We start from the raw sequence: 22,239 nt of genomic DNA, 5'->3' as shown, positions 1-22,239 counted from the left end.
CCTGACGCAGCCAGCTGTCGCGGTCCTGGTCGTCGGGCATCCCGTGCCAGGAGTCCACGCGCTCGCCGTACCGGCCCAGCCAGTTGGTACCGGTCGCGCAGGCAGTCGTTCCACACCACGCGGGCGCACCCGGACGCCTCCCAGCGCGCGGCGCTGGGAGGCGTCCGGGTAGGCCCGGTAGTTGTAGCGGAGCTGCACACCCAAGATCCTACTAGGATTGGTCTCATGGATGGGCAGAACGATTACAGGCGTGGCAGGCATGTAGTTTCGGCGATGCATGTGCACTTGGTCTTCGTGACGAAGTACCGGCGCGGGGTGTTCGACGACGAGATGCTGACGCGCTGCGAAGAGATCATGCGCAAGGTGTGCGAGGACTTCGAGGCGGAGCTGAAGGACTTCAACGGCGAACGTGATCACGTCCACCTCCTTGTGCACTACCCGCCCAAGGTCGCCGTCTCCAAGCTGGTCAACAGCCTCAAGGGCGTCTCCGCCCGCCGGATACGGCTGGGGGCACCTCCCGGCCGAAGGCTGGGGGAGAGTTCCCCGGCCGGATCAACCGCGCCATCATGCATGGGCACCTGTGGTCGCCCTCATACTTCTCCGCATCGTGCGGCGGAGCACCGTTGGCAATCGTCCGCCAGTACATCGAGCAGCAAAAACGTCCGCTCTAACGTGCACGTCAGAGCAGCCTTGAGATGCATTCAGCCCCGGCGTGAACGCCGGGGCTTTCTGCAAGAGTCCCGGTAAAGGTGTGGAACGCATGGACACAGTCTCAGCAGGCCCTCACCATGACGGGAGCTCGGGGTCAAGCTGTTCGCCCGGTCCAGCCGCCGCGTGGAGCTGACCAGCGCCGGGGCGGCGTTCGTCGCCGGTGCGCGGGAGTGCCTGGCCGCCGACGACCCCGAACTGGCCCTGGTTCAGGTGACCGACGGCCCGCGCCGCACCGAATACCTGGCCTGGAGCCGCTTCAATCCCAGCCCGGCGACCCGGGCTGTGCTCGATGTCCTTGGTGTCCGGCCACGAGCAAAGCAGGGCCTGTCGCACTCGGAGTGATTTCGTCCCCCTGACGGCGTGGCGTTGCGGTCAGCGATGATCCCTGGTCCAGGATCCAGGCGCGTGGCATACACCTTTGACGAACTGATCGCGATGCAGCGCGCTGCAGAGCAGGCACACAACAGGGTCCAGGAGCTGCGGGTCCAGTACGGGCCGCCCACCCATACCAAGTGGACCCCGACCCAGGCCCGCACCTACGAGACCGCGATGCGTGCCTGGCGAGACCTCGCCCGCGATGTGCAGGCCGCAGTAGCCGAGTACGCGAAGGCGCAGGGCGAGCAGCGCAGCGAGGTCGAGGCGGCAGTGAAGAGGGGCACGCAGCACCCGGAGGCATAGCGTGGGCGGTAGGGAGGTGGCCGACTCGCGCGCCTCAGGCCGGGAGCGCTGGTGCCTCGCAGGTCAGGCCGGCAGCGCCGGTGCCTCCCGGTGATGGCATGCGCCCGGTTTGCCGGAGGGGTGACCGCCGCCCGGAGGGACTCAGAGCGGCACGGCGACCGCGGTGAACGTCGTCTCCGGTGTCTGCGGGCTGGTGAAGCGCGCGTTGACCAGGTAGAGCCGGTTGCCTAACCGGGCGGCGGTGGCCGGGACGTCGAAGCGGGGGTCGGTGATCGTACGGCGCAGGGTCGCGGTTTCGGACTTGGCGTCGAGGTCCCAGACGGTGACCTTGTTCATCCGGTTCTGGACGACGTACAGGGTGCGGCCGAGACGGGGCGGCAAGACGGGGCGGCATTCTGGGTGAGTTGGTAGGTGGTGAGCAGCTTACCGGTGCGCGAGTCGATGATCTTCGCGGCGCCACGCGACGTACAGCAGGCCGTCGTCGTCCAGCTTCAGGCCGATGTACGCGAGGCCGGTGCCGCCCTCGTGCAGCACCGCGCCCTCGCCGGTGCGCAGGTCGGTGCGGCAGATGGCGCCGTTGGCGCGCGAGCCCATTTAGGCGTACGGCCTGTCGCCGATGGTGATGCCCTCGGGCAGCCAGCCGTCGGACAGCGGGAACTCGGTCGGCCAGGCGGCCTTCGACGCGGACGGCACGGACGACGCGGCCCGCGCCGTACCGCGCCGGCAGCCACCGCGACCGCGGCGACGGCGGCACCCCCGAGAACGGCGCGCCGGGACGGCTGGGAGTGGTTCCGAGTCATGGTTCGGGCCTCCTGATGGTGGGGGTAGACCTCGATGAAACTCGATGGAACCGCCGCCCCGGCCGGAAGTCGACGAACTCGACAGGAAGCCGACAGTTGACCGGTACCCGGGGGCGGACGTCAGGCCGTAGACCCGCCGTCCACCACCCTTTCTTACGACACCTGGATCTCGTACGTCGCCACCCGGACCGCCTCGTCGTCCAGGCACCGCCCCGACTCCAGGTCGAAGCGCTGCTTCAGCAGCGGCGAGGCGACGAACGGGCGGCCCTGGTGGGTGCCGGTCAGGCCCCGGGAGAGGACCGCGGCGCCGGTGAACGGGTCGCGGTTGTCGATGGCGTACAGCGTGCCGGTCCGGTCGCGGAAGACCGCCGCCTGGCGGCCGTTCGGCAGCAGTGCCGCCACCCCACGGCCCGGGAACAGCGTGCTCAGGTCGCAGACCGTCAACCAGTCACCGTCGAGCTGCAGCTGGATCTTCAGGTCGGTGGTCTCGGGTGCCAGGGTCATCGCTGGACGCTTCCTTCCAGGGCAGCTTCTTGGGGGGCCGCAGGCCGCATGCCGATGGACAGCAGCGGCAGGTCGGGCTTCATCTGGTCGCGCTCGGGCACGAAGCCCACGACCGGGTCCGGGGTGTCCGGCGCGTTCACGAAGGACACGAACCGGGCGAGCTTCTCGGGGTCGTTGATGGTCTCGGCCCACTCGTCGCGGTAGTTCGCGACGTGCGCCTGCATCAGCTTCTCCAGCTCGTCGCAGATGCCGAGCGAGTCGTGCACCACCACGTCCCGTACGTGGTCCAGGCCGCCCGGGATCCGCTCCAGCCAGGTCGAGGTGCGCTCCAGGCGGTCGGCGGTGCGGATGTAGAACATCAGGAACCGGTCGATCAGACGGACCAGCTCGGCGTCGGACAGGTCCTGCGCGAGCAGGTCCGCGTGGCGCGGGGTGGCGCCGCCGTTGCCGGCGACGTACAGGTTCCAGCCGCCCGCGGTGGCGATCACGCCGAAGTCCTTCGACTGGGCCTCGGCGCACTCGCGCTGGCAGCCGGAGACCGCCGACTTCAGCTTGTGCGGCGAGCGCAGCCCCCGGTAGCGCAGCTCCAGGTCGATCGCCATGCGGACGGAGTCCTGGACGCCGTAGCGGCACCAGGTCTGGCCCACGCAGGACTTCACCGTGCGCAGCGCCTTGCCGTACGCGTGGCCGGACTCGAAGCCCGCGTCCACCAAACGCGCCCAGATCAGCGGCAGTTGCTCGACCCGCGCACCGAACATGTCGATCCGCTGGCCGCCGGTGATCTTCGTGTAGAGGCCGAAGTCGCGGGCGATCTCGCCGATCACGATCAGCTTCTCCGGGGCGATCTCGCCGCCGGGGATGCGCGGCACGATCGAGTATGAGCCGTTCTTCTGCAGGTTGGCGAGGAAGTGGTCGTTGGTGTCCTGCAGGGCGGCCTGCTCGCCGTCCAGGACGTAGTTGCTCGCGCCGATCGCCGGGGCGAGGGAGGCGATGATCGAGCCGACCGCCGGCTTGCAGATCTCGCAGCCGTCGCCGCCCCGGGCGCCCTCGCGGCCGTAGCGGTCCAGCAGGTCCTGGTAGGTGTTGATGCGCAGGGCGAGGACGATCTCGTACAGCTCCTCGCGGGTCTGCGAGAAGCAGCCGCACAGGCCCTTGTCGACCTCGACGCCGCTGGCCTCCAGCTCTGCGTTGACCAGCTGGCCGAGCACCTTGACGCAACTGCCGCAGGTCGTACCGGCCTTGGTGCACTTCTTCACTTCGGGCACGGTGGTGCACTTGTGCTCGGTGACCGCGCCGCGGATCGTGCCCTTGGTGACGTTGTTGCAGGAGCAGATGATCGCCTCGTCCGGCAGCGCGGTCGGGCCGAGCTGGGCCGGGGCGCCGGCACCGGCCGGCAGCACGAGCGACTCGGGCGAGACCGGCGGGACCGAGCCGGTGAACGCCTTCAGCGTGCCGTACGCCTCCGCGTCGCCGACCAGGATGCCACCGAGCAGCGTGCCGTCGCGGCCGATGACCAGCTTCTTGTAGAGCCCGGCGCGCGAGTCGGAGTAGACGACGTCGAGGCAGTCCTCGGCGGTGCCGTGCGCGTCGCCGAAGGACGCCACGTCGACGCCGAGCAGCTTCAGCTTGGTGGACAGGTCGGCGCCGGTGAACGCCAACTGCTCACTCTCGTCGGCGGCGATCGTCGCGGCGACCGTCTCCGCCTGCTCGTAACCCGGCGCCACCAGGCCGTACACCCGGCCGTCCGCCGCCAACGCGCACTCACCGATCGCGAACACGTGCGGGTCGGTGACCGTACGGCACTGCTCGTCGACCGTGATGCCGCCGCGCTCGCCGACCGCCAGACCGCACTCGCGGGCCAGCTGGTCGCGGGGGCGGACACCGGCCGAGAAGATCACCATGTCGGTGGCGACCTCGGAGCCGTCGGACAGCTTCATGCCGGTCACGGCGCCCGAGGCGTCCGTGACGATCTCCTGGGTGCCCGTGCCGGTGTGCACCGTCAGGCCCATGTCCTCGATGGTGCGCAGCAGGGCCGCGCCGCCGCCCTCGTCGACCTGCACCGGCATCAGCCGCGGCGCGAACTCCACGATGTGCGTCTCGACGCCCAGGCCCTTCAGCGCACCGGCCGCTTCGAGACCGAGCAGACCGCCGCCGACGACGGCTCCCGTCGACGCCCTGGTCTTCGCGTACTCCTCGATGGCGAGCAGGTCCTCGATCGTGCGGTAGACGAAGCAGCCGGCGGCGTCCTTGTTCGGCACCGGCGGCACGAACGGGTAGGAGCCGGTGGCCAGGACCAGGACGTCGTAGTCGACGACCAGCCCGGAGCGGGAGGTGACCTTCTTCGCCTCGCGGTCGACGGTCTCCGCCGGGTCACCGACGCGCAGCTCGATTCCGTGCTTCTCGATGAACTCCATGTCCGTCATGGACAGGTCCTCGGGCGTCTTGCCCGAGAAGTAGGAGGTGAGCGCCACACGGTCGTATGCCGGACGCGGCTCCTCGCACAGCACGACCACGCGGTGCGTGGCGGTCAGGCCGCGTTCGGCGAGCGCTTCGAGGAAGCGCTGGCCGACCATGCCGTGGCCGACGAGCACGATCGTGGGGGTGGCCCCCAGGTTGGCGGTCATTCAGGAGCCTCCATCATTGGTAAGCAGGTGGAGCAGAGGGCCGGTGTCGGGGAGCGGCTCTGCTCCCTCCCAGGCGCGGGCGAGCGCGCCGACGGTGCCGAGTTCGCCGACGAGGACCCCGCCGACCAGGCGGTCGTCGCGGACGACGACCTTGCGGTAGGTGCCGCGGGTGGCGTCGGTCAGCTGCACGACGTCGTCGCCGGGGCGGGCCTCCGTCTCGCCGAACGCGGCCAGGTCGAAGGCGGACTGCCCGGTGAGCGTGAGCCGGGTCAGCGAACGGGTGCCGGTGTAGCGGGCCGCCGGACTTTCGGCGTCCTCCGTGTTGCCGGCCAGCAACTCCGCGAGCGCGTCGGCCTGTTCGAGCGCCGGCGTGGCGAGCCCGTACACCGTGCCGTCGTGCTGTGCGCAGTCGCCGATGGCCCGGATGTGCGGGTCGGACGTACGCAGTTCGTCGTCGACGACGATCCCCTTGCGCACGTCAAGGCCGGCGATCTGCGCGAGGCCCGCCCGCGGGGCCACGCCGCAGGCCAGCACCACCAGGTCGGCGTCGAGGGCGTACCCGTCAGCCATCTCCACCGAGCGGACCGCACCGCCGACGCAGCGCACGTCCCGGACGCGGCACTCGGTGTGGACCTCGACGCCCAGGTCGGTCAGGTGCCGCCGGACGAGCCGCGAGGCGGCCGGGTCGAGCTGGCGCTCCATGAGCCGCTCTGACTGCTGGGCGAGCATCACCTGCGCGCCGCGTACGGCCAGCGCGCGGGCCGCGGACACCCCGAGGAGCCCGCCGCCGATGACGACCGCCCGCACCCCCGGCCGTACCTCCTTGGACAGGCCCAGGCAGTCGTCCATCGTGCGGAACGCGTGCACGCCCTCGGGCAGCGCGTGCTGCTCGCCGGCCGCGGTGAACAGCCCGCGCAGCGGCGGCAGCACCGGGTTCGACCCGGTGGCCAGGACCAGCGTGTCGTATGCGATCTCCGTACCGTCCGCGCACGCGACGGTGCGCGCGCCCCTGTCGATGCCGGTGGCCCGGGCCCGGACCAGCTCCGCGGGCGCCGGCAGCGCGATCACCTCGGGGCTGTACCGCCCGGCCAGCACCTCGGCGAGCAGCACCCGGTTGTACGGCCGGTGCTCCTCGTCGCCGACCAGTACCGCGGGCGTGCCGAGCTCACCGAGCCGCCGGGCGAGACGTACGCCCGCGAGGCCGGCGCCGATCACCACCACACGCGAATTCGAGGTCATGCATCGCAGCGTGCGGTGCGGGTGTTACCCGGCAGCATCACGTCTGTTTCCCACGGGGAACGCTGCCCTCAGCGGCGGCCGGGGGCGGGTGTGAGGGTTCGGGACGCACCTCGGGAGGCGCTGTGAGCAGCGCGGGCCCGGCCGGGAAATGGCTCGCCCCGGCCTCGCGACTGCCCGTACTGTCACCCGTATGAAGTTGGTCTCCGTCAACGTGGGCAGACCCCGGCCCAACCCGTGGAAGGGCCTCGACGCCACCGGCATCGACAAGCAGCCGGTCGACGGCCCGGTCGCCGTCAGCGCCCCCGGCCCCAAGGGCACCGGCGCGGTCGGCCTCGCCGGTGACCGTGTGTACGACGTGCAGAATCACGGCGGCACCCACCAGGCCGTCTACGCCTACGCCCGCGAGGACCTCGACGCGTGGGAGACCGAGCTGGGCCGAACGCTCGCGGGCGGCGTCTTCGGGGAGAACCTCACGACCTCCGGCGTCGACGTCAACGGCGCCCGGATCGGCGAGCGGTGGCGCATCGGGTCCGACGTGGTCCTGGAGGTGTCGTGCCCGCGGATCCCGTGCGCGACGTTCCAGGGCTGGCTGGAGCGCGCCGGCTGGATCAAGCGGTTCACGCGGGCCGCGGTGCCCGGCGCCTATCTGCGGGTGATCGAACCGGGCGACATCCGGGCCGGCGACCTGGTCGAGATCGTGCACCGGCCCGCTCACGAGGTCACCGTCGCCCTCACCTTCCGCGCGATGACGCTCGAACCCGGCCTGCTGCCACGCCTGCTGGCGGCGGACGCGCTGCCGGAGGAGATCAAGGAGCTGGTGCGCAGACGTACGGCGACCGCGTAGGCCGCCGAGTGGTGAACCTCAGGCCCTGGCGGTCCCCGTACAGCTCCCACCACTGCCGACCACGGCGTCGATGCGGACGTCGGGGTCCTGGAACGCGCGGTCGATGGCCTCGCCGGGAGTTGCCCGGTGTCACCGAGAAGGTGCTCGCCTCGCATCTGCGGGAGATGGAAGCAGACGGACTGGTGCACCGCGAGGTGTACGACGAGGTGCCGCCGCGGGTCGAGTACTCGCTGACGGACCGTGGGTCTCGCTCAACGAGGCGCTGGAGCCGCTCGTTGCGTGGGGCAAGGCGCATGTCCTCGGGCGGGCGTCGGCGGCCGCGGGCTCAGCGGCTTCCGGTCAGGTGGGCGAAGACGACCACGTTGCCCTGGTAACCGGTGGCCCGTGAGTAACCTCCGCCGCAGGTGATCACGCGCAGTTCGGGCCGGCCGGCCGCGCCGTACACCTTCTCGTCGGGGAAGCCCTTCGCGGCGTACACCTCGACCGCGTCCACGGTGAACACCGCCACGCCGCCGTCCCGCCGGTCCACCTCGATCGTGCCGCCCTTCTTCAGCGCGCCGAGGCGGTGGAAGACGGCGGGGCCGTCCGCGTTGTCGACGTGCCCGGCGACGATCGCGGTGCCCTGCTCGCCGGGCATGGTGCCGGCCCCGTACCAGCCCGCGAGGTTCTCGCGGTCGGCGGGCGGCACCTCGAGGCTGCCGACCGGGGTGAGGCCGAGGCCTGTCAGCGGGGCGTTCACGCGGATCGCGGGGATGCGGATGCGGTCGGGCGGGGAGGGCGGCAGCGCGGGAGCGGCGGGCAGCCCCCGGTCACGCCCGGTCCCGTCCTGCCCGGTACGGGCCTGCGCGGCGGACGGCTGCGGCGGCGGGTGCGTCTCTGCGCCGCTGCGCAGCAGCAACGCTCCGGCGCACAGGGCGACAACGGTCACGGCGGCTATGACGGCGTTGCCGAACCGGCGGGACCTGCCGGACTCGCGGAACCCGCCGGACCTGCCGGACACCCTGGACCTGCTGGCGGCGCGCATGACGGACCCTCCCATGGGCCTGTTCGTCGGGCCTCCTCGTACGGCCCTCTCATGAGGCCCCGCTGCCCCTCCGGGCCGCGAGGGGCGTCGGACCCGGAGGGGGAGGGGACGTGCGGTACCGGCGGACGGGCAGCGGAGGGTGCCCGTCAGATCCCGTCGCCTCTCGCCCGGCGATGCAGGAGCCAGGTACCGCCCGCGGCGGCGACGGCGAGAGCCGCCACGCCGGCCGCGGTCTGGACGGGGTCGGGGCCCAGGGCGCCGCCGACCCCCGTCTTCACACTCCCGCGGGGATGCACCTGCTGATGCCCGGGTGTCAGCGTGACGACGAGATCCCCCGTCACCCGCCGCCCGGCCCTGTCTCCGGCGCACGTCGCGGCGATCTCGTACGTCCCCGGCTGCGCACCCGGCGGCACCCGGAACTGCCCGATCGCGTCCCGCTCGTGCGTACTCGGCGCCAGGGTGAAGGAACCGGCGCCCACCGCGCTGGCGTCGCCCGCCGCCGAACCGCCGTCGCCGCACGCCGCCGTGTTCACCGTGACCTGGTCGCCCGGCACCGCCGAGGACGGATACACCTCCAGGCCGCCGGCGTCCGCGCCGTACGCGGGCGCCGCGACGGCGGACGCGGCGGCGACGGCCAGCGCGGTACCCGACAGCAGGCGGGCGGTACGTCGCATCGGTGCTCCTTCGAGTTCTCGGTGCTCCCTGTGCCTCCGAGGTAAGTAGCAGCGGGCCGAGCCCGCTTCCTGAGGGAACGTCAGAAATGAGGTGAACGGGTGTCAGCAGGCCGCGCACCGGGGCTGCTTCGCGGCTCGTTTCAGCAGGTCACCGGCGTACGGCGGGCAGGTCGCGGAAATGCACCCGATGGGTGCGGGACGGCACGTGTGAATGGGTGACCGGGCCGTGCGCGCCACGACTTGACCTCAACCAAACTCAAGGTTGGAGGCTGGTCGGCATGAACACCGCATCCGATGCTCTCCACGTGACCCTCATCATCGGCAGCAACCGCGACGGCCGGTTCGCTCCCGTCGTCGCCGACTGGCTGCTCGACCGCATCCGGGGCCATGCCGGCCTGATCCCCGAGGTCGTGGACGTGGTCGAGGCCCAGCTGCCGACGCACATGTCCCCGACTCCCGAAGCGACCGCCGCGCTCGCCGAGATCACGCCGAAGCTGGCGCGCGCGGACGCGTTCGTCGTCCTCACCCCCGAGTACAACCACTCGTTCCCGGCCGGCCTGAAGAACCTCATCGACTGGCACTTCAACGAGTGGCGCGCCAAGCCCGTCGGCCTGGTCTCCTACGGCGGTGTGTCCGGCGGCCTGCGCGCGGCCGAGCACCTGCGCCAGGTCTTCGCCGAACTCCACGCCGTCACTGTCCGCGACACGGTCTCCTTCCACAACGCGGGCGCGTCCTTCGACGACGAGGGCCGCCTGAAGGATCCGTCGGGTCCGCAGGCGGCGGCCAAGACGATGCTGGACCAGCTGGTCTGGTGGGGGAGGGCCCTGCTGGAGGCGAAGGTGGCACGGCCGTACGCCTCGTAGGCGGGTGCGCGGCGGGTGCCCGGAGGTGCGCGCCGCTCGCCGCAGCGCGGCCCGCGTTCACCGCCGCGCCCGCCAGTCCCCGCCGTCGATCAGCTTGCCGCGCGAGCGCAGTCGTGCGGCGACGCGGGGCGCGGCGACGTACACCCAGGCGCGGACGGTCATGCCGTCGGCGTCCCGGACGACGTCCCGCCCGACCCGCTCGTACAGGTTCCGCGACGACCCCGGCGCGTACCCCTCCAGCCGGTCCAGCTCGGCGAGCAGCGCCGGGTACGCCTCGGGCAGCGCGGTGACCAGCTCGCCGCACACCACTCCGCCCGGCTCCTCCACGGCGTACGGATAGCCGGGCCCGTCGTACAGCACGGCACCGGCGAGCCGCCCCGGTTCCTCGGACCGGGTGCGGCCGCGCAGGAGGAGGTCGTGGTTGACCTCACCGGGACGGAGGGTGCCGTAGACGAAGATGGGGAGGTTCACGCAGGTGATTCTCTCCCCCCTGGGCGGGACTGCCCGCAGGGCGTTCGTACCGGCTTACACTGATCGACACGCGACATTCTCTACATATCGGACATGTGATGCGCGGTCGGTGGGTTCTGATGATGCTCTCCCCGGTGCTCGTGGTGCTGGGCGCGGTCGCCGCGCGGGCGCAGGGCGCACAGGGCGCACAGGGCGCACAGGGCGCACAGGGCGCACAGGGCCAGCAAGTCCCGCAGGGTCCGGGCTTCGGTGCGCGCGCCTTTCAGGCATTCGTCGACGGCGTCCAGTTCGGGGTCATCATCGCGATCACCGCGGTCGGACTCTCGCTGGTCTTCGGGACCATCCACCTGATCAACTTCACGCACGGCGAGTTCGTGACCATCGGCGCCACGTTCGCGTTCTTCCTCAACGTCTCACCCGCCGGGCCCCGCTGGCACCTCGTCCCCGCCGCCCTCGTCGCCGTCGTCTTCGGGGCCCTGGTGGGAGCGGCGGTCGACCGCGGCATCTGGCGCCCCCTGCGCGCCCGCGGCACCGGCCTGATCAACATGTTCATCGTCACGATCGGGCTGTCGCTGCTGCTGCGCCACGTGGTGCTCGTGCTGTACGGGAACCGTCCCGCCTCCTTCGCCCAGTACGACATCCAGGAGGCGATCGACTTCGGACCGGTCGGCATCACCCCGCGCGACCTCACGGTCACCCTGCTCTCGGTCCTGGTGCTGGTCGGCGTCGCCATCCTGCTGCAGTTCACCCGGATCGGCACGGCGGTCCGGGCGGTCGCCGCCAACCGCGACCTCGCCGAGGCGTCCGGCATCGATGTGCGGCGCGTGGTGAGCGTCGTCTGGATGGTCGGCGGCGCGCTGGCCGCGCTCGGCGGGATCTTCTTCGGTCTGGTCGAGATCATCACCTGGGACATGGGCTTCAAACTGCTGCTGCTCATGTTCGCCGGGATCATCCTGGGCGGTCTCGGCTCCGCCTACGGCGCGATGGCCGGCAGCCTCGTCATCGGCGTCGTCGCGCAGATGTCCACCCTGTGGTTCCCGGTCGACCTGCAGTACGCCTGGGCGCTGCTGGTCCTCATCGTCGTGCTGCTCATCCGGCCGCAGGGCATCCTCGGCCGCCGGGAACGGGCCGGGTGAGGGCGCCATGGACTTCCAGGTCATCCTCTCCGACGCGCTGCGCTCCGGCATCGGTCCCATCGCCGCGGTCTTCGCGCTCGCCGCGATGGGGCTGAACCTGCACTTCGGCTACACAGGGCTGCTCAACTTCGGCCAGGTCGGCTTCATGCTGGTGGGCGGCTACGGGCTCGCGGTCACCGTGGCGACGTGGGGTGGGCCGATGTGGCTCGGGGTGCTCGCCGGCCTCGGCAGCGCGATCGTGCTGGCCCTGCTGCTCGGCCTGCCCACCCTGCGGCTGCGCGCCGACTATCTCGCGATCACCACGATCGCCGCCGGGGAGACGTTGCGGCTGTTCTACCGTTCCAGCTGGGCCGAGCCCGTCACCGGCGGCGTGTTCGGGCTGCAGCGGTTCGCGGGCGACTTCTACGACCTCAACCCCATCCCGCGCGGCACCTACGGCGTGTGGCGGGTGGAGTTCGGCGCCCGGGACCTGTGGGTGATGACCGTCGGCTGGGCGCTGGTGGCCCTGGCCGGGGTGCTGCTCGCGCTGCTGGTGCACAGCCCCTGGGGCAGGGTCATCCGGTCCGTCCGGGAGGACGAGACCGCCGCGCGCAGCCTCGGCAAGAACGTGTACGCGTACAAGATGCAGTCCCTGGTGCTGGGCGGGCTCCTCGGCGGTGCCGCGGGCATGCTGCAGGCGATCCAGGTGCAGTCGGTGAACCCGGACAGCTTCGACCCGGGCGTCACCTTCTTCCTGTACACCCTGCTGGTGCTCGGCGGCGCCGGGCGCATCCTCGGGCCGATCGTCGGCTCCGTGCTGTTCTGGTTCCTGCTGACCTTCCTCGACAGCGCGCTGCGCCAGGCCATCGGCGCCGGCTACATCTCGTCCGAGCTGATCAGTACGTCGGAGGTCGGCGCCGTGCGCTTCGCCCTGGTGGGGGTCGCGCTGATTCTGCTGATCGTCTTCCGACCGCAGGGTCTCCTCGGCAGCCGGAAGGAGATGCTGCTCAGTGGCCGCTGAGTCCGTTCCCCCAGGTGGCACCCCCGCCGCGGTCGCCCGCCGGCTCGCCGGAACCGCGTCCGAGGCCGGGGTGCGCAAGCCCGACCCGCTGCTCGTCATGGACCGGGTGACCCGCACCTTCGGGGGCCTCGCCGCCGTGCGGGTCGAGCACCTGGAGGTGCAGCGCGGGGCCATCACGGCGCTGATCGGGCCCAACGGCGCAGGCAAGACAACGCTGTTCAACGTGGTGAGCGGGTTCGACCGGGGCGCCCGCGGCCGGTGGTCGTTCGCCGGACAGCCTCTGACCGGCCGCCCGGCGCACCGGGTGGCGCGCAGCGGGCTGGTCCGTACGTTCCAGCTCACCCGGACGCTCGCCCGCCTCACCGTCCTGGAGAACCTGCTGCTCGCGGCCCCCGGGCAACGTGGCGAACGGCTCGTGCCCGCGCTGCTGCGGCCGCTGTGGCGCGGGCAGGAGCGGGACGCCGAGCGCCGGGCCGACGAGCTGCTGGAGCGGTTCATGCTCACCGGTGTGCGCGACGACCACGCGGGCACCCTCTCCGGCGGGCAGCGCAAGCTGCTGGAGCTGGCCCGCGCGCTGATGGCGCAGCCGGTCATGCTCCTCCTCGACGAGCCGATGGCCGGAGTGAACCCCGCGCTGGCCCAGTCCCTGCTCGGACACATCACCCGGCTGCGTGACGAGGGACTGACCGTCTGCTTTGTGGAACACGACATGGACGTCGTGATGGGCATCAGCGACTGGGTGGCCGTCATGGCCGACGGCCGGCTGGTGGCCGAGGGCCCGCCGCACACGATCGGCCGGAACCCCGCTGTCGTGGACGCCTACCTCGGCAGGCGGCACGACGAACCGGAGGCGAACGGACCGGAGGCGGGAGAGGAGGAGTGACCATGTCCGAAGGCGGGAAGTCACCGGCGGGGCAGGCACCGGTGCGGAAGCCCCCGGTCCTGGCGGCCGACGGGATCGTCGCCGGGTACGTGCCCGGCGTCGACGTGCTGCGCGGATGCAGCGTCCAGGTGGGGCCCGGCGAGCTGGTCGGAGTCATCGGCCCCAACGGAGCGGGCAAGTCGACCCTCATCAAGGCGGTGTTCGGGCTGCTGCACGTGCGCGGCGGAACGGTAAGGCTGCACGGCGAGGAGGTCACCAGCCGGCCCGCGCACGAGCTGGTGCGCCGCGGCGTGGGATACGTGCCGCAGCTGCAGAACGTCTTCCCGGAACTGACGGTCGAGGAGAACCTGCGGATGGGGATCTACCTGCGGCCCAGGGCCTTCGTGCGGCGGGCGGCGGTGATCGAGGACATCTTCCCCGTCCTGGCCACCCGGCGCAGGCAGAAGGCCGGCTCGATGTCCGGGGGCGAGCGGCAGATGCTCGCGATGGCACGCGCACTGATGATGGAACCGCGGCTGCTGCTGCTCGACGAGCCGTCGGCCGGCCTGTCGCCGGTCCACCAGGACCATGTGTTCGACCGGGTGAAGGAGATCAACGGCGCGGGCGTCGCCGTGCTCATGGTCGAGCAGAACGCCCGCAGATGCCTGCAGATCTGCGACCGTGGCTACGTCCTCGACCAGGGCCGCAACGCGTACACCGGTACCGGCACGGCCCTGCTCCACGACGAGAAGGTGATCGAGCTGTATCTCGGCACCCTCGCCCGCGTCCGCTGATCGTCGCTCTCCGAGGTCACTCCTCGGTTCTCGGTTCACTGCTGGGTCGGCTCACTCCAGACTGCTCTCCTGCGTGCGCAGGGTCTGCAGCTTGCCCTCGTCGTCGTAGCCGTACACCTCGATCGTCGCCTTGCCCGGCTCACCGGCGTCGATGAAGTCGAGCGGACCGCTCACGCCCTCGTAGTCGATGTCCCGGCCGGCTGCGATCAGGTTCTTGCATGCGGCGAACGAGTTGCACTTCTCGCCGTCCTTGGTGATTCCGTTCATCTCCTTGGCAAAGACCTCCGGGTTGTCCGACCCGGCCTTCTCCGCGGCGAGCGCGACCGTCGTCACACAGTCGAAGGCCTGCGGGGCGAACTGCAGCTCCTTCAGGTTCGGTGCGAACTTCTTCAGGTCCTCCACGTACTGCTCGTTGGCCGCCGAGGCCGGAGCCGTCCCCTTCATTCCGGCAAGCCGCTCGGGGTTGCCGCGGGAGACCAGCGAGGGCAGCTCCTCGCTGCGCAGTCCGTCGGCGCCGTACACGCCGACCTGGTCGGGCCCGAGCCCCGCCTCAAGCAGGCCCTGCATGATCTGAGTGCCCTCCTCGAAGGCGATCACCACGACGGCGTCCGGGTTGGCGTTCTTCACCTGCCCCACAAGCCGGTCGTAGTTGGCGGCCTTCGGGTCGTAGGTCTGGGCGAGCGCGACGGTCGTCCCGCCCTCCTCCAGGGACTGCTCGGTGGCCCGCATCAGGCCGCGCCCGTAGTCGTCGGCCCGGGCGATCAGGGCCACGCGCTGGTGACCGTCCCCGCGCACGACCTCCGCCAGGACTGGTCCCTGCAGCACATCGCTCGGCGCGGTACGGAAGTAGTACCCGCCGTCGTCGTACTCGGTGAACGTGGGTGCCGTGTTGGACGCCGAGCACTGGACCACGCCCGCGCCCGTCACCCGGTCGATGATCGCGAGCGACATGCCGGACGCCGCGGCGCCGATCACCGCGTCCACGCCGGCGGCGAGAACCCGGTCGGCGGACTGGGCGGCGACGGCCTCCTGACCGGCCTCGTCGCTGGCGACCACGGCCGGGACCGGCTTGCCCAGGACTCCGCCGGCGTCGTTGATCTGCTGGATCGCGAACTTCGTGGACTCGATCTGCGGCGGTCCGAGGAAGGCCAGCTGTCCGGTCTCCGGCAGGACGTAGCCGAACTTCAGCTCACCGTCCTCTTCGCCGGCCGGAACTGCCGCGGATGCGGTGCCGCCGGTCACGCTCACCGCCGAGATCAACAGGGCGACAGCACTGGTGAAAATTGCGGAACGTCGTATGGACGGCTTCATGTCCGCCTCCTCTCTCCGGAGGTCGGCGGAGGTCGTCAGGCCGGCCTTCCGCCGGACCTTCTGTTTCGAGAGTAGAACGCTCGGGAGTGAACCGCCGCCTACGGCTGCACCGCCTCCACCCGCACCGCGCACGCCTTGAACTCCGGCATGCGTGAGGTCGGGTCCAGCGCCGGGTTGGTGAGGGTGTTGGCGCGGCCCTCGCCCGGCCAGTGGAAGGGCATGAACACGGTGTCCGGGCGGATGCCGGTGGTGATGCGGGCCGGTGCCACGGCCCGCCCGCGCCGCGACACCACGGCCACCGGGTCGCCCTCGGCCGCCCCGAGCCGCGCCGCGAGCCGCGGGTGCAGCTCGACGAACGGTCCCGGCGCGGCGGCGTTCAGCTCGTCGACGCGGCGGGTCTGGGCGCCGGACTGGTACTGCGCCACGACCCGGCCGGTGGTGAGCAGTACCGGGTACTCGTCGTCGGGCTCCTCGGCGACAGCCCGGTGCGAGACGGCCACGAACCGCGCCCGCCCGTCCGGCGTGGCGAACCGGTCGAGGAAGAGGCGTGGGGTGCCCGGGTGGACGTGGGCGGCGGCGTCCGGGGCCGGGTCGCCGTGCGTCGCGAGGTCCTGCGCCCAGCCGCCCGGCGTCGGATCAGCAGGCCCCGGCTCGTCCCGCGCCGGATCGTCCGCGAGCGCGTCCAGCGAGGAGTCCTCGCCCACGTCCTCACCGACATCGTCCGCCCCGGCCTCATCCCGGGCCTCATCCCGGGCCTCATCCTGGGCCTCATCCCGGGCCACCGCCCGGGCCTCCGCCGGGGCCTCACCCCGGGCCACCGCCGGGGCCTCACCCCGGACCTCCGCCGGGGCCTCACCCCGGACCTCCGCCGGGGCCTCACCCCGGACCTCACCCGGGACCTCCGCCCCGGCTACATCCCCGTCCCCCACCGCCGGACACGGCCAGAACACCCCGTTCTCCTCCGCGAGCCTCCGGTACGTGATCCCCGAGTAGTCGGCGGGACCGCCCGCGCTCGCCCGGCGGAGTTCCTCGAAGACCTCCTCCGGGTCGGTCGGGAAGCCCTTCTCCACGCCGAGGCGGGCTGCGAGTTCGTGCAGGACCTCCAGGTCGCTGCGGACGCCCTCCGCAGGAGTGATCGCGCGCTGCCGCAGCAGCACCCTGCCCTCCAGGCTGGTCGTCGTGCCCGTCTCCTCGGCCCACTGCGTGACCGGCAGGACGACGTCCGCGAGGGCCGCCGTCTCGGACAGCACGACATCGCACACGGCGAGGAAGTCAAGTGACCTGATGCGCTCCTCGATGTGGGCCGCGCGCGGCGCGGACACCACCGGGTTGGAGCCCATCAGCAGCAGCGCCCGGATGTCCGTACCCAGCGCGTCCAGCAGCTCGTACGCGCTGCGCCCCGGCCCCGGCAGGCTGTCCGGGTCCACGCCCCACACCTCGGCCACGTGCCGTCGCGCCGCCGGATCGTCCAGCTTTCGGTAGCCGGGCAACTGGTCGGCCTTCTGCCCGTGTTCGCGCCCGCCCTGCCCGTTGCCCTGCCCGGTCAGACAGCCGTACCCGGACAGCGGCCGGCCCGCCCGGCCCGTCGCCAGGCACAGGTTGATCCACGCGCCCACCGTGTCGGTGCCCTTGGACTGCTGCTCCGGCCCGCGCGCGGTGAGCACCATCGCGTGCTCCGGCTGGCAGAACAGCCGTACGGCTTCCCGGAGTTGGGGGACGGGTACCCCCGTGATCCGCTCCACGTACTCCGGCCAGTGCGCCATCGCCGCCGCCCGGGCGTCCTCCCAGCCGGCCGTGCGCTGCCGGATGTACGTCTCGTCGGTGCGGCCCTCGGCGACGACCAGGTGCAGCAGGCCCAGCGCCAGCGCCAGGTCGGTGCCGGGCCGGGGCGCCAGGTGCAGGTCGGCCTGCTCGGCGGTCTTCGTGCGGCGCGGGTCGACGACGATCAGCGTGCCGCCGTTCTCCTTCAGTTCGTTGAAGAAGCGGAGCGACGGCGGCATGGTCTCCGCGAGGTTCGACCCGACGAGGATCACGCAGCCCGTCTTCGGGATGTCCTCCAGCGGGAACGGCAGCCCGCGGTCAAGCCCGAACGCCTTCATGCCGGCCGCCGCGGCCGACGACATGCAGAAGCGGCCGTTGTAGTCGATCTGCGAGGTGCCGAGCACGATCCGCGCGAACTTGCCCAGCGTGTACGCCTTCTCGTTGGTCAGCCCGCCCCCGCCGAACACGCCCACCGCATCCGGGCCGTGGTCCGTACGCGTCCCTCGCAGCCCCTCCGCGATCCGGTCCAGTGCCTCGTCCCAGGAGGCGGGCACGAGCGTGCCCTCGGAGCGCACCAACGGGGAGGTCAGGCGGACACTCGACGCCAGGACCGCCGGCGCCGTACGGCCCTTGCCGCACAGCGCGCCCCGGTTCACCGGGAAATCCGGTCGCTCGACCACCGCGACGCCCCCGTCCTGCTGGGGCGTGAGGTTCATTCCGCACTGCAGGGCGCAGTACGGGCAGTGCGTGGGCGTCGCGGTGTTCTGCATGCCGCCCACAGTGCGTCGCCCGTGTTACGCGCGGGACGGTTCCCTGTTACGCGGCCGGGACGGGGACCTCCCCGCCGTGGCCCAGCCGACGTGAGGCCCACGCCGGCCACAGGGTCGAGGCACACGCCTGCCCACCTTCGAGTCGCCGCCGACCGGTACGGACGTTGCCGCTGGGACGGAAGTCGCCACATGTGGCTCATTGCCTTCTTTACTTGGCCGATCCGACCTCGTTGAGGCTTGAAGCAGTGGCACTACAGTCTGGCTACGCGCAGCGCTCGCACGACTCCGCACGGCATTCGAACACCGGGCATGCCCACCCGTCACGGACACGGCAACCGTCACTCGAAACAGCCAGGAGGACACCCCGCCATGCCACTGCGCCACTTAGCCCCCCATGACCAGCACCTCTTCCGGCAGTACGGTTACGGCCCGACTGCCGAAGTCCCCGACCCGCTCGTCCACCACGCCGTCGAGCGCCACGCGGCCGCCGCCCCGCACGCCGTGGCCGCCGAACACCTCGGCGCCACGATCACCTACGGCGCCCTCGACCGCCGCGCCGCCGCCCTCGCCGCCCGCCTGGCCCGCGCCGGCGTCCGGCCCGGCGACCACGTCGGCCTCTTCGTACGGCGCTCGATCCCGATGCTCGTCGGCCTGCTCGGCATCCTGAGGGCGGGCGCCGCCTACGTCCCGCAGGACATCGGCCTCGCACCCCCGGCCCAGCTCAGCCACGTCGTCCGCACCGCCCGCACCCGCGTGATCCTCACGACCGGCGAGCACGCCCACCGCGTGCCGCTGCCCGACGGCCACCTGCTGATCGCGCTGGACGAGCCGCAGCCGTACGCACCCGCCCCGCGCGCCGCCGTAGGGCCCGACGACGGCTGCTATGTCCTGTTCACCTCCGGCACCACCGGCCACCCCAACGGCGTGCGGGTCACCCACCGCAACGTCGCCAACATCCTGCTCACCGAGCCCGGCGGCCTCGGCGTCCGCCCCGGCGACCGGGTCGCCCAACTGCTCAATGTTGCCTTCGACATGGCGGCCTGGGAGATCCTCGGCTGCCTCACGCACGGCGGCACCCTGGTGATCCGCGGCAAGGACATCCAGGCCGCGGCCCGCACCGCGGACGTGCTGATCGCCACGCCGACCGTGCTGTCCGGCATCGACCCGGCCGCCTGCCCGCGCGTGCGCACGGTCGCCGTCGCCGGGGAGCCCTGCCCGCGCCCGCTCGCCGACCGGTGGGCGCGCCGGGCCGCCTTCTTCAACTGCTGCGGTCCCACCGAGACGACGATCGTCAACACGATGAGCCGCCACGACCCGGCCGCCCCGCGCCTCACCATCGGCCGCCCGACCCCCAACAACACGGTCTACGTCCTCGACACCGACCGCCGCCCCCTGCCCATCGGGGAGGCCGGCGAGATGTGGGCGGGCGGCGACTGCGTGTCGGCGGGCTACCTCGCGAGCGACCGGCTGAACGCCGAGCGGTACGCCCCCGACCCCTTCCTCGGCGGCGGTCGCCGCATGTTCCGTACCCGGGACCTGGGCCGCTGGACGCCCGACGGCGAGCTGGAGCACCTCGGCCGCACCGACGACCAGGTCAAGGTGCGCGGCTTCCGCGTCGAACTCGACTCCGTCTCCTCGGTGCTGGAGTCGGCGGCCGGCTGCGCCCGCGCCGTGACGCTGAAGCGGGACGCGCGCACCCTGGTGTCGTTCGTCAGCCCGGCCGACGTCGACCCGGACGCGGCCCGGCACGCGGTGGCGGCCGCCCTGCCGTACTACTGCGTGCCGGACGAGGTCGTACCGCTGGCCTTCCTCCCCGAGACCGACCGCGGCAAGGTCGACAAACCGGCGCTGCTGCGGATGGCCGAGGAACGCGCGGCCTCGCGGGGCGGGGAGCGCGCGGCACGCCAGGACGAGGAACGCGCGGCCGTACCGGTCGAGGAGCCTGCTGTCGTACGCGGCGGGGAGCCTGCCGCCGTACCGGTCGACGCGCGCGCCGCCCTCCAGGCGGTGGCCCGATGACCACCTCGCCCCCGCGGATCCGCCCGGACGCCGTCGAGCTGCCGCCGCTCACCTCCGGCCCCCGGCGCCTGCTCAAGCACCCCCGCCTGATGCACTACAACCGCCTGGCGGCGCTCGTCATCCTGGCCAACGTCCTGTTCCTGTCGGTCAGCTGGCCGCTCGCCACCCCGACCCTCGGGCACGCGGCCCTGGCCAACCTCGCCCTCGCGGTGATCGTGCGCCAGCAGTACGTCATCAACCTCCTCTTCCGGCTGGCCACTTCGGCGCCGGTCAGCTGGCCGCTGAAGGTCCGCTGGACGCTGGGCAAGGTGTACCACTTCGGCGGCCTGCACGTGGGCGGGGCACTGGCGGGCGCGGCCTGGTTCCTGGCGCTGACCGTCGCGGTGACGGCCGAGGGCACCAACAGCTCGCTGATCGGCTTCGGTTGGGCCCTGGTCGCCCTCCTCGCGGTCATCGTCGCCACCGCCCTGTCCCCCTTCCGGTCCCGCTTCCACGACCACTTCGAGAAGATCCACCGCTTCGGCGGCTGGACGGCGCTCGCCCTCTTCTGGACCCACACCCTGCTCTCCGACCCCGGCCCGGTCCCGCTCGCGGTCCTCGCCGTCGTCACCTTCAGCGTCGCCCTGCCCTGGCTGCGGCTGCGCAAGGTCGACGTCCGGCTCGAACGGCCTTCGCGGCACGTGGTGCTGGCCCGCTTCGACTACGGCGAGACCCCCTTCGCGGGCTCCTCGACCGCGATCAGCCGCAGCCCGCTGACGGAGTGGCACTCCTTCGCCAACGTGCCCGCACCCGGCCAGTCCGGCTTCCGGCTCACCATCTCCCGGGCGGGCGACTGGACCGGTTCGTTCATCGACGACCAGCCGCCGAAGCTGTGGGTGAAGGGCATCACCACGGCCGGCGTCGCCAACATCGAGGTCCTCTTCAAGAAGGTGATCTACGTGGCGACCGGCAGCGGCATCGGCCCCTGCCTGCCCCACCTGCTCGCCGCCGAGGTCCCCGCCCGCCTGGTCTGGGCCACCCGCGACCCGCGCACCACCTACGGCGACGCCCTGGTCGACGAGATCCTCGCCGTCCAGCCGCACGCCCTGATCTGGGACACCTCCCGGCACGGCAAGCCCGACATGGTGCGGCTCGCCTACGCCGTCCACCAGGACTTCGGCGCGGAGGCGGCGATCTGCATCTCCAACAAGAAGCTCACCTGGCAGGTGGTGCACGGCCTGGAACGGCGCGGGATTCCGGCCTACGGCGCGATCTGGGACTCGTAACCCGGGAGGCGGTTTCATGAACACCCTCAAGATCGAGCGCGACGGCGGCGTGGTGACCGTGCGGCTCCACCGCCCGCACGTCCGCAACGCACTCAGCGGCGAACTGCTCGCCGAACTCCTCGACACCCTGCGCCCGTTGGACGCGGACCCCGCGGTCGGCTGCTTCGTCGTCACCGGCTCGGAGCCCGGATTCTTCGCGGCGGGCGCCGACATCAGGGAGATGGCCGGCAAGACGGCCGTGGACATGGCGGCGGAGGACTACTTCGGCGCCTGGGAGCACTTCGCCGACCTGCGCACCCCGAAGATCGCGGCCGTGCACGGCTACGCCCTGGGCGGCGGCTGCGAGCTGGCGATGATGTGCGACCTGGTCATCGCGGGCGAGTCGGCGGTCTTCGGCCAGCCCGAGATCACCCTGGGCGTCATCCCCGGCATCGGCGGCACCCAGCGGCTGACCCGCCTGGTGGGCCGGGCCAAGGCCATGGACCTGGTGCTCACCGGCCGCACGATGGACGCACGGGAGGCCGAGAGCTGCGGCTTGGTCTCCCGCGTGGTCCCCGACGACCGGGTCCTCGCCGAGGCCCTGGAGGCCGCCGCGAGCATCGCCAGTTACGGCCGTACGGCGGTCAGGGCGGCCCGCGAGTGCGTCGACCGCGCCCTGGAGACCGGCCTGCGCGACGGCATCCGCTTCGAACGGCGGGTGTTCCACGCCCTGTTCGCGACCGACGACCAGCAGGAGGGGATGGCCGCGTTCCTCGAGAAGCGCGCGCCGCGCTTCACCGGGCACTGAGCCCACGCACACCGAGGGCGGGAGCGGCACCGCGCTCCCGCCCCGGTCAGGGACGGTACCTGGTCAGGGGGCCTCCCCGGTCAGCACTAGTGCGCCGGCAGA

Annotated in this window: 21 protein-coding genes and 2 pseudogenes; 13 read left to right on the top strand and 10 right to left on the bottom strand. The window is 72.0% G+C overall.

Features of this window, described 5'->3' with window-relative positions; all coding sequences use genetic code 11:
- The first annotated feature begins 225 nt into the window (after positions 1-225).
- From tnpA to H8R17_RS26945, 3 genes and pseudogenes are all read left to right on the top strand, one after another.
- Positions 226-671: pseudogene (tnpA, locus tag H8R17_RS26955) on the top strand (IS200/IS605 family transposase).
- A 163-nt stretch (positions 672-834) separates the two neighbouring features.
- Positions 835-1,053: a hypothetical protein gene (locus H8R17_RS26950; RefSeq protein WP_399477330.1), complete on the top strand. Its 219-nt coding sequence runs from the start codon at positions 835-837 to the stop codon at positions 1,051-1,053.
- Between the two features lie 63 nt (positions 1,054-1,116).
- Complete coding sequence (locus tag H8R17_RS26945) at positions 1,117-1,389, top strand: hypothetical protein (protein ID WP_187825799.1); 273 nt, start codon at positions 1,117-1,119, stop codon at positions 1,387-1,389.
- Between the two features lie 141 nt (positions 1,390-1,530).
- On the opposite strand, the gene H8R17_RS48850 is transcribed toward H8R17_RS26945, so the two are convergent.
- From H8R17_RS48850 to H8R17_RS26925, 5 genes are all read right to left on the bottom strand, one after another.
- Positions 1,531-1,770 (bottom strand): hypothetical protein, encoded by a 240-nt coding sequence (locus H8R17_RS48850; RefSeq protein ID WP_316959545.1) that lies wholly within the window; start codon positions 1,768-1,770, stop codon positions 1,531-1,533.
- Positions 1,771-1,812: 42 nt separating this feature from the next.
- Positions 1,813-1,983, bottom strand: a complete 171-nt coding sequence (locus H8R17_RS48845) for a hypothetical protein (protein WP_316959544.1) — start codon at positions 1,981-1,983, stop codon at positions 1,813-1,815.
- Between the two features lie 359 nt (positions 1,984-2,342).
- Positions 2,343-2,693 (bottom strand): nitrite reductase small subunit NirD, encoded by a 351-nt coding sequence (gene nirD / locus H8R17_RS26935; RefSeq protein ID WP_187825798.1) that lies wholly within the window; start codon positions 2,691-2,693, stop codon positions 2,343-2,345.
- Positions 2,690-5,317, bottom strand: a complete 2,628-nt coding sequence (gene nirB, locus H8R17_RS26930) for a nitrite reductase large subunit NirB (RefSeq protein WP_187825797.1) — start codon at positions 5,315-5,317, stop codon at positions 2,690-2,692. The genes nirD and nirB overlap by 4 nt, the downstream gene beginning before the upstream one ends.
- Entirely contained in the window at positions 5,318-6,556 is a 1,239-nt protein-coding gene (locus tag H8R17_RS26925; protein WP_187825796.1) for an NAD(P)/FAD-dependent oxidoreductase, read from the bottom strand.
- A gap of 190 nt (positions 6,557-6,746) precedes the next feature.
- Between H8R17_RS26925 and H8R17_RS26920 the strand changes: the two genes are divergently transcribed.
- Positions 6,747-7,400, top strand: coding sequence for an MOSC domain-containing protein (locus H8R17_RS26920; RefSeq protein WP_187825795.1), 654 nt, complete (start codon positions 6,747-6,749; stop codon positions 7,398-7,400).
- Between the two features lie 8 nt (positions 7,401-7,408).
- Positions 7,409-7,788, top strand: a pseudogene (locus H8R17_RS26915) (winged helix-turn-helix transcriptional regulator).
- On the opposite strand, the gene H8R17_RS26910 reads toward H8R17_RS26915, so the two are convergent.
- Together H8R17_RS26910 and H8R17_RS26905 are read right to left on the bottom strand one after the other, a co-directional pair.
- Positions 7,726-8,424, bottom strand: coding sequence for a class F sortase (locus H8R17_RS26910; protein ID WP_187825806.1), 699 nt, complete (start codon positions 8,422-8,424; stop codon positions 7,726-7,728). The pseudogene H8R17_RS26915 and the gene H8R17_RS26910 sit on opposite strands and share 63 nt — an antisense overlap.
- Positions 8,425-8,570: 146 nt before the next feature.
- Positions 8,571-9,098 carry a hypothetical protein gene (locus H8R17_RS26905; RefSeq protein WP_187825793.1) on the bottom strand — a complete coding sequence of 176 codons (528 nt, stop codon included), beginning with the start codon at positions 9,096-9,098 and terminating at the stop codon, positions 8,571-8,573.
- 278 nt (positions 9,099-9,376) lie between these two features.
- On the opposite strand from H8R17_RS26905, the gene H8R17_RS26900 reads away from it, so the two are divergent.
- Positions 9,377-9,961 carry an NADPH-dependent FMN reductase gene (locus H8R17_RS26900; RefSeq protein WP_187825792.1) on the top strand — a complete coding sequence of 195 codons (585 nt, stop codon included), beginning with the start codon at positions 9,377-9,379 and terminating at the stop codon, positions 9,959-9,961.
- 57 nt (positions 9,962-10,018) lie between these two features.
- Here the strand turns inward: H8R17_RS26900 and H8R17_RS26895 are convergent, their stop codons facing one another.
- Entirely contained in the window at positions 10,019-10,432 is a 414-nt protein-coding gene (locus H8R17_RS26895) for a gamma-glutamylcyclotransferase family protein (protein WP_187825791.1), read from the bottom strand.
- Positions 10,433-10,551: 119 nt separating this feature from the next.
- Here H8R17_RS26895 and H8R17_RS26890 point away from each other — a divergent pair, with 119 nt between their 5' ends.
- Genes H8R17_RS26890 through H8R17_RS26875 form a run of 4 tightly spaced genes read left to right on the top strand, consistent with a single transcriptional unit; the run spans position 10,552 to position 14,224 of the window.
- A complete protein-coding gene (locus tag H8R17_RS26890; protein WP_223125496.1) occupies positions 10,552-11,568 on the top strand; it encodes a branched-chain amino acid ABC transporter permease in 1,017 nt (338 codons plus the stop codon).
- Positions 11,569-11,575: 7 nt separating this feature from the next.
- A complete protein-coding gene (locus H8R17_RS26885; protein WP_187825789.1) occupies positions 11,576-12,568 on the top strand; it encodes a branched-chain amino acid ABC transporter permease in 993 nt (330 codons plus the stop codon).
- Positions 12,558-13,451, top strand: a complete 894-nt coding sequence (locus H8R17_RS26880; protein ID WP_223125495.1) for an ABC transporter ATP-binding protein — start codon at positions 12,558-12,560, stop codon at positions 13,449-13,451. Before H8R17_RS26885 ends, H8R17_RS26880 begins: the two co-directional genes overlap by 11 nt.
- A gap of 2 nt (positions 13,452-13,453) precedes the next feature.
- Positions 13,454-14,224, top strand: coding sequence for an ABC transporter ATP-binding protein (locus tag H8R17_RS26875; RefSeq protein WP_187825788.1), 771 nt, complete (start codon positions 13,454-13,456; stop codon positions 14,222-14,224).
- Positions 14,225-14,275: 51 nt separating this feature from the next.
- Here H8R17_RS26875 and H8R17_RS26870 read toward each other — a convergent pair whose 3' ends face one another.
- Both H8R17_RS26870 and H8R17_RS26865 read right to left on the bottom strand, forming a co-directional pair.
- A complete protein-coding gene (locus tag H8R17_RS26870; protein ID WP_187825787.1) occupies positions 14,276-15,535 on the bottom strand; it encodes an ABC transporter substrate-binding protein in 1,260 nt (419 codons plus the stop codon).
- 98 nt (positions 15,536-15,633) lie between these two features.
- Positions 15,634-18,066, bottom strand: coding sequence for a molybdopterin oxidoreductase family protein (locus H8R17_RS26865; RefSeq protein ID WP_187825786.1), 2,433 nt, complete (start codon positions 18,064-18,066; stop codon positions 15,634-15,636).
- Between the two features lie 369 nt (positions 18,067-18,435).
- On the opposite strand from H8R17_RS26865, the gene H8R17_RS26860 reads away from it, so the two are divergent.
- Genes H8R17_RS26860 through H8R17_RS26850 form a run of 3 tightly spaced genes read left to right on the top strand, consistent with a single transcriptional unit; the run spans position 18,436 to position 22,137 of the window.
- The gene (locus tag H8R17_RS26860) at positions 18,436-20,085 is read left to right on the top strand and encodes an amino acid adenylation domain-containing protein (RefSeq protein WP_187825785.1); all 1,650 of its coding nucleotides are present in this window, start codon (positions 18,436-18,438) and stop codon (positions 20,083-20,085) included.
- The gene (locus H8R17_RS26855; protein ID WP_187825784.1) at positions 20,082-21,350 is read left to right on the top strand and encodes a hypothetical protein; all 1,269 of its coding nucleotides are present in this window, start codon (positions 20,082-20,084) and stop codon (positions 21,348-21,350) included. The genes H8R17_RS26860 and H8R17_RS26855 overlap by 4 nt, the downstream gene beginning before the upstream one ends.
- Positions 21,351-21,366: 16 nt before the next feature.
- The gene (locus tag H8R17_RS26850) at positions 21,367-22,137 is read left to right on the top strand and encodes an enoyl-CoA hydratase-related protein (protein ID WP_187825783.1); all 771 of its coding nucleotides are present in this window, start codon (positions 21,367-21,369) and stop codon (positions 22,135-22,137) included.
- The last annotated feature ends 102 nt before the right edge of the window (positions 22,138-22,239 follow it).

The organism is Streptomyces sp. TRM68367, assembly GCF_014495685.1.
Classification (GTDB): Bacteria; Actinomycetota; Actinomycetes; order Streptomycetales; family Streptomycetaceae; genus Streptomyces.
This window is presented reverse-complemented; position numbering and strand designations above follow the sequence as displayed.

Coding starts and splice junctions, on each gene's coding strand:
- H8R17_RS48845 (WP_316959544.1), bottom strand. CDS start 1,983: ATGGGCTCGCGCGCCAACGGCGCCATCTGCCGCACCGACCTGCGCACC.
- nirD (WP_187825798.1), bottom strand. CDS start 2,693: ATGACCCTGGCACCCGAGACCACCGACCTGAAGATCCAGCTGCAGCTC.
- nirB (WP_187825797.1), bottom strand. CDS start 5,317: ATGACCGCCAACCTGGGGGCCACCCCCACGATCGTGCTCGTCGGCCAC.
- H8R17_RS26925 (WP_187825796.1), bottom strand. CDS start 6,556: ATGACCTCGAATTCGCGTGTGGTGGTGATCGGCGCCGGCCTCGCGGGC.
- H8R17_RS26920 (WP_187825795.1), top strand. CDS start 6,747: ATGAAGTTGGTCTCCGTCAACGTGGGCAGACCCCGGCCCAACCCGTGG.
- H8R17_RS26910 (WP_187825806.1), bottom strand. CDS start 8,424: ATGCGCGCCGCCAGCAGGTCCAGGGTGTCCGGCAGGTCCGGCGGGTTC.
- H8R17_RS26905 (WP_187825793.1), bottom strand. CDS start 9,098: ATGCGACGTACCGCCCGCCTGCTGTCGGGTACCGCGCTGGCCGTCGCC.
- H8R17_RS26900 (WP_187825792.1), top strand. CDS start 9,377: ATGAACACCGCATCCGATGCTCTCCACGTGACCCTCATCATCGGCAGC.
- H8R17_RS26890 (WP_223125496.1), top strand. CDS start 10,552: ATGATGCTCTCCCCGGTGCTCGTGGTGCTGGGCGCGGTCGCCGCGCGG.
- H8R17_RS26885 (WP_187825789.1), top strand. CDS start 11,576: ATGGACTTCCAGGTCATCCTCTCCGACGCGCTGCGCTCCGGCATCGGT.
- H8R17_RS26875 (WP_187825788.1), top strand. CDS start 13,454: ATGTCCGAAGGCGGGAAGTCACCGGCGGGGCAGGCACCGGTGCGGAAG.
- H8R17_RS26870 (WP_187825787.1), bottom strand. CDS start 15,535: ATGAAGCCGTCCATACGACGTTCCGCAATTTTCACCAGTGCTGTCGCC.
- H8R17_RS26865 (WP_187825786.1), bottom strand. CDS start 18,066: ATGCAGAACACCGCGACGCCCACGCACTGCCCGTACTGCGCCCTGCAG.
- H8R17_RS26860 (WP_187825785.1), top strand. CDS start 18,436: ATGCCACTGCGCCACTTAGCCCCCCATGACCAGCACCTCTTCCGGCAG.
- H8R17_RS26855 (WP_187825784.1), top strand. CDS start 20,082: ATGACCACCTCGCCCCCGCGGATCCGCCCGGACGCCGTCGAGCTGCCG.
- H8R17_RS26850 (WP_187825783.1), top strand. CDS start 21,367: ATGAACACCCTCAAGATCGAGCGCGACGGCGGCGTGGTGACCGTGCGG.